Below are 14,897 nucleotides of genomic sequence, written 5' to 3' on the forward strand. Positions count from 1 at the left end.
AAGTGCTCAACAGGACAATTTATTCGGTGGTACCGACAACCCCTTCAACAAACCAGGTCATGCCGAGCATTTCTTCGTCGCTGGCAGCATTGCCTGCTGCCACTTTTACCGCTCCCTGCTGGTCCTTGATCGGGCCGGAAAATACCTTGAACGTGCCGCCGGCAATCTCGGCCTTTTTGGCGTTCACCTGCTGCTGCACCTCTTCAGGGACCATCGGTCCAAAGGGTGCCAGGTCCACTATGCCTGCATCCATTCCAGGCCAGGCGGCCTCTGATTTCCAGGTTCCGTCCATGACTTGCTGAACCACCTGGGTGTAGTAGGGACCCCAATTCCACACAGGCGCTGTAAGGTGTGCCTTGGGAGCAAAACCACTCATGTCGGAGTTGTAGCCGATGGAATAGACGCCTTTTTCCTGAGCTGCCTCCTGCGGACCGGGGGAATCCTGGTGCTGGGCTATCACATCGGCTCCAGCATCAAGCAGGGACTTGGCCGCCTCTTTTTCCGTTGCCGGGTCATACCAGGTCTTGGTCCACACCACCCGCACCGAGACATCGGGATTCACCGCCTGGGCACCCAAGGTAAAAGCATTGATGCCACGGATGACCTCGGGAATGGGGAACGCCGCCACATAGCCAAGTATCTTGCTTTTGGACATTGCGCCTGCCACCATGCCGCTCAGATATCGTGCCTGGTACATCCGGCCGAAATAGTTGCTCATGTTTTCCGCCTTTTTAAACCCGGAGCAGTGCATGAACACCGTATCGGGAAACTGTTTGGCAACCTTGAGCATGGGGTCCATGTAACCGAAACTGGTGGCAAAAATGACGTCATAACCTTTACGGGCCATATTCAGAATGACCCTTTCCGAATCAGGCCCTTCCTTGACGGATTCCACATAGGAAGTTTTTACGCCCTCCATCTCCTCAACTGCCAGTCGACCACGATCATGGGCAAAGGAGTAGCCGGCATCACCAATAGGCGAAACGTAAACAAATCCCACCTGCATCTCTTTTGCCGCTGCAGGCAGCGACAGTCCCACGCAACAGAGCATGGCAGACAATATTTTGACAACTCGCATGGTAATCCTCCTGGATGTATGGACGCCTTTTCACGCCGAAGAGTTCCCTTTCTGAGACAAAAGTCATTTCCACTGGCTTCTTATACGTAATACGGAATATGGTGTCAAACGAAAAGCTCAGCCATGGCCAGCTCCGCCAACGCTCGGTTGAGCAATGTGCCGCAGCAAAGCCGTAGCTTCTCCGCCACCTCCATGCCACCTACCGCGGCTGGCGGGAAGGGACGACCAGCAGGCGAGGAACCAGCACTTCCTCCGGCTGCTGGACCATGAAGAGAACACACCGGGCAATATCCTCGGGATCAAGCATCCCTTCGGCCGGGTCAAATTTCCGATCTTCCGGCCAATGGTCAAACAGTCCTGTGGCGGTTCTTCCCGGCTCGATAGCCCCTACTCTCACCCCGGTGCCGGCAAGCTCCATGCGCAGCGCATCGGTCAATGCCTCCACAGCAAACTTGGTCCCGTTATAGGCCCCAATCCCTGCAAACGTCTTGAGTCCGGCCAGGCTGGAGGTATTGATCAGGAAACCGCTTCCCTGTGCCTTCATATGGGGCAGCACTGTGTAGCTCACTCGTACCAGTGCCTCGAAATTGACCCGCACCATGGTGCAGAGCGCCTCCACATCGGCATCGTCTACATTGCCGATATGCATTACTCCGGCATTGTTGAAGACTATATCCAGCCGGTTGAAGACGGTCAGCGCGGTGCGCAGTAATTGCTCCGGGACTTCCGGGTCGCAGATGTCGCCGACGACGACCACGGCATCCTGCAGCTGGGCAGCCAGGGCATCAAGTTTTTCCTTGTTGCGACCGGTCAATATCAACCTGACCCCTTGCTTATCAAACAGTTGTGCGGTTGCAGCACCAATGCCGCTGCTCGCCCCGGTAATGAGCATCACTTTGTCCTTGAGTTCCATTGGCTACCTCACTGGTAAGCGGTTTTCAGTACAATCCGATGAAGCATCCCTGCCTCATCCCTGCGTATATATTGCTCTTGGTACCTGATGGTCTACGATAATCATCACCACTTGCGGCGCAACTCTCTGCGCCTGGATCAGCGGGCGAGGAAAAAAAATGGTTTCCGATCTTTAGAAATCCCCGTATTCATGGTAGGCTGCGCACTACAATTCACTCTGGTTACTGGGAGATCCGAACATGCGTGTATCGTTCTTCTCGACCTGTCTTGTTGACAACCTTTTTCCAGATATCGGCATTGACGCGGTCAAGCTGCTGGAAAAACTCGGTTGCTCTATTGTTTACAATCCTCAACAGACCTGCTGCGGTCAACCTTTGGCCAACAGCGGATATCAGCAGAAAGCCCGAAAAAGTATGCGATTGCTGGTTGACGCCCTGCTCCGGGATGAGACCGAGTATGTGGTCGCCCCCAGCGGTTCCTGTGTGCTTCAGGTTCGCGAATATCCCACCCTGCTGGCGGACGACCAGCAGACGGCAGACAGGGCTCGCACCTTGGCCGAGAAAACCTGGGAATTAACCGATTTCATTGTCAACGTGCTGAACGTGCACCAGGTGGAATCAAGTTTTACTGCCAAAGCAGTCTACCACCCTTCCTGTCACATGTCCCGTTTGCTCGGGGTCAAAGAACCACCGCTGCGCCTCCTCTCCGCTATCCCCGGGCTGGAACTGCTATCCTGTGCCGGCCAGGATAAATGCTGCGGCTTCGGCGGCACGTTCTCCGTAAAAATGGCCGATCTCAGCGGAGCTATGGTGGCCGAAAAGGTGGACAATCTGATTGCCTCCGGTGCTGATTGTGTGATCGGCGCTGATGCCGGATGCCTCATGAATATCAGGACCAGGCTGGAGCATATCGGCCACCCAATGGAGGTGCTGCACATCGCTAATGTATTGGCCTATGGATAAAGAGGCACCATTGACCACCCCAACGTTGTGAGGCCGCTATGAGTATTCAGACAAGCAACCTGGAACTCCAGGAACGAATCCGGGCTGAGCTCGATAAACAGTTCATGCGCCGGGCTATTGCCAATGCCCAAGACCTGTTGAACAACAAACGGGAAGAAGTGTTCAGGGAGTTGGGCAACTACGATCAGTGGAAAGCCCAGGCCTCCGCTATTCGGGATCACGTACTCGACAACCTGGATTACTACCTTGACCAATTTACCCGCAACGCAGAACAAGCGGGGGCAAATGTCTACTGGGCTTCCACCGCCGAGGAAGCCACAGAGCAGGCACTTGCTATCTGTCGCACCAAAGGGGCGAACAAGGTGGTCAAATCCAAATCCATGGTCACCGAGGAAATAGGACTCAACCAGCTCCTCGAAGAACACGGCATGGAGGTGGTTGAAACCGACCTGGGAGAGTACCTGCTCCAGATCGACAACCACGACAAGCCGTCGCATATTGTTGTCCCGGCTCTGCATAAGGACCGCAACCGTATTCAGCAGGTCCTCAAAGAGAAGCAGGGGTATGACGGAGACAATCAGCCGTCCACCATGACCAGGTTTGTCCGCCACCTGATTCGCAAGGATTTTCTCGAAGCCGAGGTCGCGGTCACCGGCTGCAACTTCGGGGTTGCCCGAACCGGCACCTGCACCCTGGTAACCAACGAAGGCAACGGACGTTTTGTAACCACCGTCCCTCCGACCCAGATTGTGGTCATGGGCATGGAACGACTGGTTCCCTCATTCAGGGAACTGGATATCATGCTCAGCCTGCTGGCACGCAGCGCGGTGGGGGCCAAGCTGACCTCCTACATGACCCTCTTCACCGGCCCAGGCGGCAAAGAGGATCGTGACGGTCCTGAAGAGCTGCATATCATCCTGGTGGATAATGGGCGCTCCAAAGTGCTCGGCTCACCGTTTAAAGGCGTGCTCAAATGTATCCGCTGCGGCACCTGCATGCTTGAATGTCCGGCCTATCGACATGTCTGCGGTCATGGGTATGGTGCCCTGTATCCCGGCCCCCTTGGCGCAGCGCTTGTTCCTGTGCTCGCCGGTTACGAGCGCTTCAAGGACCTGACGAAAATCTGCTCCCTCTGCGGCGCCTGTAATGATGTTTGCCCGGTAAAAATCCCCCTGTATGAATATATTTATGCGCATCGCCGGATCATAGCCGAGGAAAAGCAGCTCGAGGGCCAGCTGGAAAACCTTGCCATGGAACTGTATGGCAGCATCATCGGCAGTGCGTCTCTCTATAGTCTCGCCACCCGCTGTGCCCCGGTTGTCAACCACCTGCCGAAAATCGGTCCCCTGAAAAAATGGTGCACCAATCGGGAACGACCGCAGGTGGCCAAACAGCGGTTTCGCGACTGGTTTCGCCAACACAGAAAGGGAGCGTGAACATGAATTCCAGAGCGACTTTCCTCCACACTATATCCATGGCCCTGGGACGGGAAAGGGTCCCTGAACAGCCTACTCCCCTGAAGCTGCCCAATACGATTCAAAAGAGTTACTATCAGAACTCAACTGAAGAGCAACTGCATGCTCTGTTCCTCGCCCAGAGCAAGGCCGCTGGAACCATCGTGCACGGGTGTACCATGCCCACCCTCAACGATACCATCCTCACTGCCGCCTCCGAGCTGGGAGAGGGGCCAATCCTGGTTGCCGAAGCCCCCCTGCTCCAGCAGCAGCGAACGGTTGCCGCACTGGAGCGGGTGTATGCTCAGGTACACCGGTGGAGTGGTGCAACAGGCCGGCAGGAAAACCTGAGTAATGCGGAATCGGCTGGTATCGGTATCGCAGTGGCCCAGCATGCGCTGGCGGAAACCGGAACCGTTATGGTGTACAGTCACCAGGAGTGTGGCCGGGCAGTGACCCTGCTGCCAACCACCACCATCATCATCGTTGAGCGCAGCCGAATAATCCCGCGGCTTACCCAGAGCCTGGAGGTCCTCAACACATTAGAGCCGGGGCAGCTGCCTTCATCGGTCAACTATATCTCCGGCGCCAGCTCAACCGCTGACATTGAACTTGTACGGGTTCAAGGGGTGCATGGGCCGGTAAAAATAGCCTACATTGTTGTAGAGTAAACGCCAGCTCCATTTTCCATATGCCAGTACCAGGGGGAGAAAAACACCTGTTCCCGCACCTGGCGAAGCTTCAGGCATTGCTTGACCTTCTGCACAAAACAGTATAACCATCCAACATCACCGACATTTTGCTGTATTCGCAGCTTACCGTAGCAGATATCTTACTTCTGGAGGCCCCGGCACCATGACCATCCAATGCCCGACGAGCAGTTCCCGTTGCACCACCCTCCTTTTTTCCTGCCTCTTGATGACCCTGCTCCTCTTTACTGCCGGGTGTCGTGAAAAAAAGGAAAAAGCTGTCGTAGGAGTGGAAAAACCCGTCAAAGTGCTCACCGTTGAGCAAAGCCGCGACCAGCTCAGCATGTCTCTTCCCGGGCGCGTTCGTGCGGCACGCCGATCCGAACTCTCGTTCAAGGTCTCCGGTCCTTTGAGCAAGCTGCCCATTGATGAGGGACAGGTGGTGAAGCAAGGCGACCTCGTTGCCCAGATTTTACCGCGGGACTTTCAGACGGCGGTCGATGAAGCCAGGGCCCGGGAGCTGGAAGCCGAACAACAGTATCGTCGATACAAAGAACTCTATGCCAAAAAGCAGGTTTCCAAAGCCGATTTTGATCGGTACCGGGCTGCTCGAGATGTTGCCCGGGCAAGACTCGAGGACGCGCAGAATGCCTTAAACGACACCACCCTGGTAGCTCCCTTTGACGGCGTGATTGCCAAACGGTACGTGGAAAATTTTGAAAAGGTACAGGCCAAGGAACCCATCGCCTTTCTCCACCTCATCGAGCAGCTGGAAATTCTCATTGATGTTCCCGAGCTGATGATGGCCCGTTTGCGGAGCAGTGAGAGCGTTGATGTGAGCGTCACGTTTGAGTCGATTCCCGGGAAAGACTTCCCTCTTGCCGTCAAGGAATACTCCACCGAAGCAGACCCGGCAACGCAGACCTACCAGGTGGTGCTGGTTATGCGGCAGCCAGGGGAGGCCAACATCCTCCCGGGAATGACGGCAAAAGTAACCGCCTCTGCCACTGTGACCGATCAGGCCGACAATGGTGCATCCATTCTCATCCCAGCCATCGCCGTGCTCAACGATGCCGAAGGAAAAAATTACGTGTGGCTTCTTGACCAGGACACCATGACTCCGAAAAAAACCGAGGTCGCTGTCAGTCGCCTGGAAGGCTCAAACAAAATCATGGTTACTGATGGTCTGCAAGGGGGGGAGCAGCTGATTATCGCCGGGGTGACCCAGCTCCGTGAAGGGCTAAAGGTCAGGCCCTGGGAAGGACAGCGGGAAGGGAAATAACCTATGAACATCGCGGAATTCTCCATAAAAAAATCGGTCATTACCTGGACCATGACCGTGGTCCTGCTGGCACTGGGTTACCTTGCCTACATGGACCTTCCCCGCCTGGAGGACCCTGAGTTTGCCATCAAAGATGCCGTCATCGCCACCCCCTACCCTGGCGCTTCTCCGGAAGAAGTGGAGCAGGAGGTTACCGAAAAAATTGAAAAGGCCGTGCAGGAGCTGGGCCAGCTGAAACGGGTAGAATCCTACTCCTCCCGCGGCATGTCGGTGGTGAAAGTAAAAATCAAAGATCAGTTCGATAAGGATGCCCTGCCAGCAGTATGGGATGAAATGCGGCGCAAGGTGCTGGATGTCATGCCTGAACTGCCCCCCGGTTCCGGTCCCCCCATTGTCAATGATGATTTTGGCGATGTGTATGGGGTCTACTTTGCTCTCACCGGTCCCGGCTACACCTATGCTGAGCTCAAGGACGTGGCCGAGCTGCTCAAACGAGAACTGCTGGTTGTTCAGGATGTAAAAAAGGTGACCTTCTTCGGCGAGCAGTCTGAAGCGATATTTGTGGAGATGTCGCGCAACAAAATGGCCGCCCTGGGGATCACCAAGCAGGAGATTTTCCAGGCCCTCCAGGCAAAAAACCTGCCGGTCAGTGCCGGAAAGGTCAAAATCGGTCCGGAGTACATGGCCATCAACCCCACGGGCGATTTCCAATCGGAAAAGGATTTTGAGGACCTCTTTATCGCCTCCAAAGGCGGAAAACTCATCTATCTGCGCGATGTCGCAACAGTCGTCCGTGATTACGTCGATCCCCCGCAAAACCTCCTCAGGGTCAACAGCGCCCCGGCCATCGGCATCGCTATTTCCACCATCAGCGGCGGTAACGCTGTGACCATGGGCGACGGAGTGATCAAACGAATCGACGAGCTGCAGGGGGAAATCCCCCTGGGCATGGAACTCATTGAAATCGCCATGCAGTCCAAGGCGGTGACCAAGGCGGTCAACTCCTTTGTGATCAACCTGATCGAAGCTGTAGCCATTGTCATCGTGGTACTGCTCATTTTCATGGGCCTTCGGTCCGGTCTCATTATCGGTTTTGTCCTGGTCCTCACCATTGCCGCCACGTTCATGGTCATGGGCTATTACCAGATCACGCTGGAACGAATCTCCCTGGGAGCACTTATCATTGCCCTTGGCATGCTCGTGGACAATGCCATTGTAGTTGTTGACGGCATGAAGGTACGGATGGAACAGGGCATGGAAGGCATGAAGGCGGCCAAGGAAGTGGTTGGTCAGAATTCCATCCCGTTGCTGGGGGCGACAGTCGTGGCGGTGCTGGCCTTTGCGTCCATCGGCGGCATGGACAACTCCACGGGTGAATATTGCCGATCCCTTTATTACGTTATTCTCATCTCCCTGATGTTGTCTTGGCTGACCGCTGTGACCGCCACGCCGCTGATCACCAAAACCTTTGTGCTGGGAAAAAAATCAAAGCAGGCCACGGATTCCCCCAAGAAAGATCCGTATGGCGGAAAATTCTACCAGCTATACCGGCGTGTTCTCTCTCTCGCCATCCGGTTGCGCATGCTTACCATCCTCATCGTGTGCGGGCTCTTTGCCATCTCTCTTTACGGATTCGGTTTACTCAGCAACCAGTTTTTTCCCAACTCAACCACCCCCCAGTTCATGGTCGAGGTGCAGTTCCGTCAGGGTACCCACATCCGAGAAACCGAAAAAGGGGTTGCCCTGATGGAAGAGTACCTGCTGCATCAGGAAGGCATCACCCAGGTGGCGTCGGCCATCGGAGCAGGACATCCCCGGTTCCTCCTGGTATACAGCGTTCCGGTTGATGCCTCCGCCCACTACGCCTGCCTGTTGGTATCGGTGGAAGATCACACGATCATCGATCCGCTGCTGCCGCAGATTCAAAATGATTTTGAGGCGATGCTGCCTGATACGGTGATCAATACTAAAAAATTCCTCCTCGGCCCTGGTGAGGGGGGCAAGATACAGCTGCGCATCAATGGTCCAGATCCCGACGAACTGCGTCGACTGGCGCGGGTTGCCATGGAGGTGATCCAGCAGGACCCCAACTCCAAAGCTGTGAGAACTGAGTGGGGGGAGAAGGTCAAAGTGCCGCAGCCCATCATCGCCGAGGACAGAGCCAGAACGCTGGGCATTGATCGTCCTATGATCGCCGCCGCCATCGAGTCTAACTATTCAGGCACCACCACCGGTATCTATCGAGAAGGAATTGACCTTATTCCCATTATTGCCAGGGCACCATACAATGAGCGAAGCAGGATAGATGACCTGGAAGAACTGCAGATCCACAGCCCATCGGCACAGCAAAACGTACCGATCCTGCAGGTGATCAACGGTGTTGCCACCACCTGGGAGAACGCACGGGTCTCCAGATGGCATCGCCGTCCCTTTATCAAGGTACACGCCGATCCCCGCCAGGGGCTGCCGTCGGAACTGCTCGCCCGGGTCAAGCCGCAAATTGAACAGGCGCTGGGGGTGGACTTCCAGCAATACACCGGGGGAAAAGTGATGGAGGGGGCGGAGATAACGGCAACAACCATACCCGTCAAATATGATGACATCATCCCCCTCAAAGGCAAGCCAGGCTACTTTCTTGCCTGGGGTGGAGAGGCAGAGGATTCAGCCGATGCCACCACCCAGCTGGCAGCCAGCATCCCCCTCTACTTTGGGATGATGATTCTGGCGGTTATCTTTCTCTTTAATGCCTTTCGGCAGCCGCTCATTATCTGGCTTACGGTACCCCTTTCCCTGATTGGGGTCACCGCCGGTTTGTTGATCTTCAACCAACCATTCGGTTTTATGGCGCTGCTTGGCTTAATGAGCCTTTCCGGTATGCTCATCAAAAATGCCATTGTCCTCATTGACCAGATCGATCTGAATATTCAATCCGGCATGGACAGGCTGGAAGCGGTTATCGAATCGGGCGTTTCCAGGATGCAGCCGGTAATGATGGCGGCACTCACCACCATGATGGGCATGATTCCCCTTTTTCAGGACGCTTTTTTCGTAGCCATGGCGGTGACCATAGTCTTTGGCCTGGGTTTTGCCACGCTGCTGACCCTGATTTTTGTCCCGGTCCTGTATGCTACCTTTTTCAGGATTCCTTCAACCACAAGTGAGTAGAGGAATACACGAATGCGACTCCGCCTTTTTCTTCTGTGTCTGGCAGCACTCTTTGTTCCCCATTCACCGCTGTGCGGTGAAGAACTGGAAGCCCCCCCATTCCCCCCTCAACCAGGGAAGCTCCCCCATTATACGATCGGTATAGTGACCGATGGACCCCTCACCAGTTTTCCCGGACTGGTCACCACCTATCGTCGTGAAATAGAGCAGATGGCCGGAAATGAATTTACGGTTTCCTTTCCAGCACAAATGCTGATTGAGGCGGACGGCACCGCTGCAGGCGTCAATGGAGCCCTGGAAAGCCTGCTCAACAACCCGGAAACCAGCCTGATCCTCACCCTGGGAACCATCGGCTCCACTGAAGCGCTTAAACAAACTGCTCCTGTCAAACCCATCGTTGCCCCTTATGTGCTGGACCAGGTCGTTCAGGCTGCACCTGAACATGATCGGGGCAGCGGGATACGGAACCTGGCCTATGTGACCATCGGTACTTCGGTCAATAAGCTCCTGACAGCTTTCCGCAAGATTGTTCCCTTCAACCATATGACCATGCTTGTCGACCAACGGGATGAGGAGTCCATAGCGGGACTGCATACCATCGTGCGTGAACTGATCAATGAACATACCATTGCCATTGATCTGGTATCGGTCGGGAGATCGGCCGACGAAGCATTAGCCGCCCTCACCGACGAAACCCAGGCTGTGATGGTCGGCCCGTTATGGCAACTTGATGCCACGGAATTAAAACGGTTGAGCCAAGGGCTGATCCAACGACGCCTGCCGAGTTTTGCCCTATGGGATTACTCGTATGTTGAGCAGGGGTTATTTGCCACCACCATGCCGGAACACCTCCATGAGCAACTGGCTCGCCGGGTTGCAGTGACTGTTCAGGAAATTCTGCTCGGTGAGGATGCCGCCTCCCTGCCGGTGGTTTTTTCCAAAACCCAGAAGCTGGCGATTAACATGGAGACAGCTCGAGCCATCGATATCTATCCCAGCCTGGCACAAATGACCGGGGCTCGGCTGCTCAATGAGCAGCGCCAGGATATTGAGCGCCGCCTTACCTTACCGGAAGCGGTGCAGGAGGCACTGCTTGCCAACCTCGACCTGGCTGTCGCCGAGCGGCAGGTCGCTGCAGGAACCTATGCGGTGAATGAAGCGCGCTCCCCGCTGTTGCCCCAGCTTGGTATCGGGGCATCTGGCAGGGTCATAGACGACGACCGCGCAGCCCTAGCTGGAGGAACGACTCCGGAGCGGGCGTGGATTGGTAGTGCCACGGCGTCCCAGCAGATCTACTCGGAAAAAAGATGGTCAGCCTATACGGTAGAAAAGTACCGCCAGACAGGCAGGGAATATACTCGGGATACGGTCCATCTTGACATTACCTTGGCAGCTGCCAATGCCTACCTCAATGTCCTGCGCCAGAAAACCATAGAACAGCTGCAGAAGAAAAATATGGAACTGACCCAGGCCAACCTGGAACGAGCCCAGATTCGTCTTGACACCGGGGTAGCCGGCCCGGATGAACTCTATCGGTGGCAGACGAAATATGCCAATGATCGCCAGGTCGTACTCCGTGCGGAATCCGCCTCCTTTGATGCAATGCAGGATCTCAACCGCATTCTTCACCGTCCCCTGCAGGAAGAGTTCATCGCTGAGGAGACAGACCTGAGTGACCCCCTGCTGATCGCCGGCGACGCCCTCTTTTATCAACTGATGCACAACCCGAAATATTTGCGCGCTTTCAACTCTTTTGCCATTGAGGAAGGGTTGCGCCTTGCTCCGGAACTCAAATTTCTTGATGCGGAAATCGCGGCCCAGGAACGGATTATCGTTCGGGCAAAACGGGAGTATTGGCTCCCCGACTTTACGGTTGAAGGAAACGTTGACCAGGTCTTCTCTGATTCAGGCGAGGGACAACGCAATCAGGATGCTACCGGTCTTGACGACACAGATTGGTCTGTCGGGGTTTTTGCCCGTCTGCCGCTTTTTGAAGGGGGCAGAAAAACAGCTACCCTCCGTAAAAGCAGAGAGCTGCTGCTGCAGCTGAAGACCGAGCGAATGGCGACGGCAGAACGAATCGGTCAACGAATTCTTGCGGCCTCCAATAACACCCGGGCCTCCTATCCGTCCATCAACCTGTCGAGGGAGGCCGCAGAGGCCGCACGCCGAAACCTGCAGCTCGTCACCGAGTCGTATGTTCAGGGTATCAAGTCCATTATCGATCTGTTGGACGCACAAAACCAGGCACTTATTTCAGATCTTGACGCCGCCAATGCCGTCTACAATTTCCTGATTGACCTTATGGGTGTCCAGCGCTCCATAGGAGAGTTTGTCATCTTCAAGCCCAAAGCAGAGCAGCAGGCCTGGATGGATCGGGCAAGAGGCTTTCTCAACAGTGATGGATAAGAAAATTCGGAAGGTCTTTCTTTCACCCACAAAAACTGGCACTATTATGACAGCATTTTGATCGACTCCACTGCTTCGTTGACTTCCTCGCTCAAAACGATTCGCGGTTGCGACCAAAAACATATGGACGAAATCAATAAACTGGATGATAAGGGAGATACTTGAGTATCCTTCCTCTGGCCACTGGTAATAGCGAGTTGCACGCGCTGCCTGCTGATTCACCTCCAGCGGCAACAAAAGGGGAGCAGCTGATTAAGCGCCCCCTTCAACTGAGGGTTATTTCTGCTCTCCCTCGGCAAAGACGCCAGCCGGATCATTCACCCTTGCAGCGAGAGGGGACAAAATTTCCGACGCTTATCTCCGCACGCTGCGCAACATTTTCACCAGCGCGGTGTATTTTTCACCAGCAAACATACGGACTATGATAAAAAGAATATTTTCCCTTGCCAACAAAGGCATGAAAAAACTGGCACGATCGACCACCGGCAAAACAAAAAAAGCACCTCCTCAGCCGAAATCACAAGAAGTCGACAAATCCTCCGCCCCGCAGCCTATGACACGCCAGCGAGCACAGAAAAGTACGGAGCACGCTTCTTCTCAAGCTTCCAATAGGCCATCCAAAAAAGGAAAAAACCCGCCCCCTTGGACCCTGGACAAATTTCAGGTGGTTCCGCTTCCGGAAAAGTCCAGGTTTCATGATTTTCCCCTCCCCTTGGAACTCATGCATGCAATCGCCGACCTGAACTTCGAGTACTGCACGCCTGTCCAGGAGCAGGCATTACCGGCAGTACTGAGTGGAGCTGACCTGGTGGGCAAGGCGAGTACCGGCACCGGCAAAAGCGCCGTGTTCCTGATCACCATCGTGAGTCGCCTCCTTAACGGGGAGCGTACCCTTTCCCCATCCGGAACCTTTGCCCCGCGGGCTTTGGTCATTGCACCGACCAGGGAACTGGTTGTGCAGTTGGCCAAGGACGGCAAAAACCTGGCGAAATACACTTCGCTGCATATTACCGCCGTCTATGGCGGGGTTGACTATCAGCAGCAGATCAACGAAGTCAGTGCGGGCAAAAGCGACATCATTGTCGCCACTCCCGGCCGGCTACTCGATTTTGCCGGGAAAAAACTGCTCAAGCTCAGCCAGTGCACGGTGCTGGTGATTGATGAGGCGGATCGCATGCTGGACATGGGGTTTATTCCCGATGTTCGTCGGATAGTGGGCATGGTCCAGCCAAAAGATAAGCGCCAGACCATGCTCTTTTCTGCAACCATCACCGAAGATGTAAAGCGGCTGGCTTATCAGTGGTGCCGTAAACCGGAAGTGGTGGATGCCGAACCGGAACAGGTCTCGGGAAAAGACGTGGAACAGATAGTGTATCTTGTTACCACCGAGGAAAAGTATACCGTCCTCTACAACCTGCTGCGCCGGCAGCGGCAGCAACGCATCATGATCTTCACCAACCAGAAGCATGAAGCCAAAACGCTGAGCAACAAATTGCGTGCCGATGGCATTCATTGCACCCTGCTGACAGGAGATGTTCCCCAGCAAAAACGGACCCAGCGGCTGGAAAGCTTTCGTGCCGGCAAAGTGAAGGTCCTGATCGCCACCGATGTAGCTGGCAGAGGCATCCACATTGATGGGATCAGCCACGTGGTCAACTTCACCCTCCCCTATGAACCGGAAAATTATGTTCACCGGATCGGCAGAACCGGCAGGGCGGGAGCCCTGGGAACCTCCATCAGCTTTGCCTGCGAGGAAGGCTCTTTTTACCTGCCGGAAATTGAAGAATTCATAGGTGAAAATCTGGAGTGCGTCGTTCCCGAGGAATCACTCTTGGTTCCGGTACCGCCGCAAAAAAAACGGCCGCAGAAAAGACGGCGGAGAAGGTCGTCAAAACCACGCCCTTCCCGTAGCGAATCTCCTTCGACAAAAACCACTGCACCGGACAGGTAGACGTTACTGCCATGAGCGGGTGACTGAAGCTCACCCTATGTCCAGACGATATTTTCTTGACAAACAAAAAAACAAACGCCGATAATAGCTCATATACCTTCTTTGCCCGTAAACGACTACACCCGCATCTTTCCCTGGATGGCTTTTTCCCGGCACACAAGCACCACCGGGTCAAAAAAACGGTCCCAGCTGCCACCAGGAACTCCCGACGAACGGTAGATGACCCAAAAAGCTTCAAAGGCGAGTGCCGATATAGCGAAAAACAGGCTCCTGCTAACCATTACCGGTCGGCTGTCAAAAAAGAACCTCGACCGGCTCTACACCGACATTCGCTTTTGCGTGGCAGACCTGCAGCCGGGCTTTGATGTGATCACTGATCTCAGCGGCTGCACCCTTGCTTCGCTTACCGGGGTATCCACCTTCAGAAAAATAACCCAGTTTCTCATTACCAACCGGGTGGGCAGGGTGGTTCGAGTAATCGATGACCGTAAACTGGTATTCAGACAGCTCTTTAATGTCGCCGCTACGATGCAGGGGTACAGGGCACGGTATGTCACCAGCACCCAGGAGGCTGAAAAGTGGCTGGACACCTCGGAAAAACGTCTGAGTCCGCGCTTTACTCTGCACCTGCAGCCTGTCCATTTCGTCTTCAACAACCAAGAGGCCCACGCTACGCTCTCCGATATCTCCACGGGCGGGTGCTGCCTGCACTCCTCGACCCTGCCGCCCGCAATCGATGATACGCTTGAGCTTACCTTTACTTTTCCCCCGCACGAACAACTGCGCACGACCTTCCGCCTGGCCGGACGCGTCATATGGGTAAAGGACGATAAATTTTCCGTACAGTTCACCTCCCAGGATTCCCCCTTTGAGGACGAACTCTGGGAGCGGCTAGTACATGAATCCGGACGCCCTCTTGAACCTTCGCCACAACCGGCTGCAGGTCACTCTCGGTGAGCCTTTGCAAGCATATTTCCCCGCCTCCTTCAAGACTA

The 14,897-nt window shown here is 54.9% G+C and carries 10 protein-coding genes; 8 read left to right on the plus strand and 2 right to left on the minus strand.

Annotated elements, in window-relative coordinates:
• Window positions 1–19: 19 nt before the first annotated feature.
• Both ACZ52Z_RS14310 and ACZ52Z_RS14315 read right to left on the minus strand, forming a co-directional pair.
• Window positions 20–1,078 carry a BMP family ABC transporter substrate-binding protein gene (locus ACZ52Z_RS14310; protein WP_464267454.1) on the minus strand — a complete coding sequence of 353 codons (1,059 nt, stop codon included), beginning with the start codon at window positions 1,076–1,078 and terminating at the stop codon, window positions 20–22.
• Window positions 1,079–1,277: 199 nt separating this feature from the next.
• Window positions 1,278–1,991, minus strand: a complete 714-nt coding sequence (locus ACZ52Z_RS14315; RefSeq protein ID WP_464267455.1) for an SDR family oxidoreductase — start codon at window positions 1,989–1,991, stop codon at window positions 1,278–1,280.
• Between the two features lie 238 nt (window positions 1,992–2,229).
• Here ACZ52Z_RS14315 and ACZ52Z_RS14320 point away from each other — a divergent pair, with 238 nt between their 5' ends.
• From ACZ52Z_RS14320 to ACZ52Z_RS14355, 8 genes are all read left to right on the plus strand, one after another.
• The gene (locus ACZ52Z_RS14320; RefSeq protein ID WP_464267456.1) at window positions 2,230–2,952 is read left to right on the plus strand and encodes a (Fe-S)-binding protein; all 723 of its coding nucleotides are present in this window, start codon (window positions 2,230–2,232) and stop codon (window positions 2,950–2,952) included.
• 38 nt (window positions 2,953–2,990) lie between these two features.
• Complete coding sequence (locus ACZ52Z_RS14325; protein ID WP_464267457.1) at window positions 2,991–4,388, plus strand: LutB/LldF family L-lactate oxidation iron-sulfur protein; 1,398 nt, start codon at window positions 2,991–2,993, stop codon at window positions 4,386–4,388.
• Window positions 4,389–4,390: 2 nt separating this feature from the next.
• Window positions 4,391–5,077: a LutC/YkgG family protein gene (locus tag ACZ52Z_RS14330; protein WP_464267458.1), complete on the plus strand. Its 687-nt coding sequence runs from the start codon at window positions 4,391–4,393 to the stop codon at window positions 5,075–5,077.
• Window positions 5,078–5,261: 184 nt separating this feature from the next.
• A complete protein-coding gene (locus ACZ52Z_RS14335) occupies window positions 5,262–6,377 on the plus strand; it encodes an efflux RND transporter periplasmic adaptor subunit (RefSeq protein WP_464267459.1) in 1,116 nt (371 codons plus the stop codon).
• 3 nt (window positions 6,378–6,380) lie between these two features.
• Window positions 6,381–9,542 carry an efflux RND transporter permease subunit gene (locus ACZ52Z_RS14340; RefSeq protein WP_464267460.1) on the plus strand — a complete coding sequence of 1,054 codons (3,162 nt, stop codon included), beginning with the start codon at window positions 6,381–6,383 and terminating at the stop codon, window positions 9,540–9,542.
• Between the two features lie 12 nt (window positions 9,543–9,554).
• Window positions 9,555–11,951, plus strand: coding sequence for a TolC family protein (locus tag ACZ52Z_RS14345; protein ID WP_464267461.1), 2,397 nt, complete (start codon window positions 9,555–9,557; stop codon window positions 11,949–11,951).
• Window positions 11,952–12,372: 421 nt separating this feature from the next.
• On the plus strand, window positions 12,373–13,902 hold the full coding sequence (locus ACZ52Z_RS14350) for a DEAD/DEAH box helicase (protein WP_464267462.1): 1,530 nt from the start codon (window positions 12,373–12,375) through the stop codon (window positions 13,900–13,902).
• Between the two features lie 219 nt (window positions 13,903–14,121).
• Complete coding sequence (locus ACZ52Z_RS14355) at window positions 14,122–14,859, plus strand: PilZ domain-containing protein (protein ID WP_464267463.1); 738 nt, start codon at window positions 14,122–14,124, stop codon at window positions 14,857–14,859.
• Window positions 14,860–14,897 lie beyond the last annotated feature (38 nt).

The sequence above is a fragment of the Desulfogranum aggregans genome, from assembly GCF_055398265.1.

Excerpts from the sequence above, each read along its gene's own strand:
- ACZ52Z_RS14310 (WP_464267454.1), bottom strand. The coding sequence starts at position 1,078 with ATGCGAGTTGTCAAAATATTGTCTGCCATGCTCTGTTGCGTGGGACTG.
- ACZ52Z_RS14315 (WP_464267455.1), bottom strand. The coding sequence starts at position 1,991 with ATGGAACTCAAGGACAAAGTGATGCTCATTACCGGGGCGAGCAGCGGC.
- ACZ52Z_RS14320 (WP_464267456.1), top strand. The coding sequence starts at position 2,230 with ATGCGTGTATCGTTCTTCTCGACCTGTCTTGTTGACAACCTTTTTCCA.
- ACZ52Z_RS14325 (WP_464267457.1), top strand. The coding sequence starts at position 2,991 with ATGAGTATTCAGACAAGCAACCTGGAACTCCAGGAACGAATCCGGGCT.
- ACZ52Z_RS14330 (WP_464267458.1), top strand. The coding sequence starts at position 4,391 with ATGAATTCCAGAGCGACTTTCCTCCACACTATATCCATGGCCCTGGGA.
- ACZ52Z_RS14335 (WP_464267459.1), top strand. The coding sequence starts at position 5,262 with ATGACCATCCAATGCCCGACGAGCAGTTCCCGTTGCACCACCCTCCTT.
- ACZ52Z_RS14340 (WP_464267460.1), top strand. The coding sequence starts at position 6,381 with ATGAACATCGCGGAATTCTCCATAAAAAAATCGGTCATTACCTGGACC.
- ACZ52Z_RS14345 (WP_464267461.1), top strand. The coding sequence starts at position 9,555 with ATGCGACTCCGCCTTTTTCTTCTGTGTCTGGCAGCACTCTTTGTTCCC.
- ACZ52Z_RS14350 (WP_464267462.1), top strand. The coding sequence starts at position 12,373 with ATGATAAAAAGAATATTTTCCCTTGCCAACAAAGGCATGAAAAAACTG.
- ACZ52Z_RS14355 (WP_464267463.1), top strand. The coding sequence starts at position 14,122 with ATGACCCAAAAAGCTTCAAAGGCGAGTGCCGATATAGCGAAAAACAGG.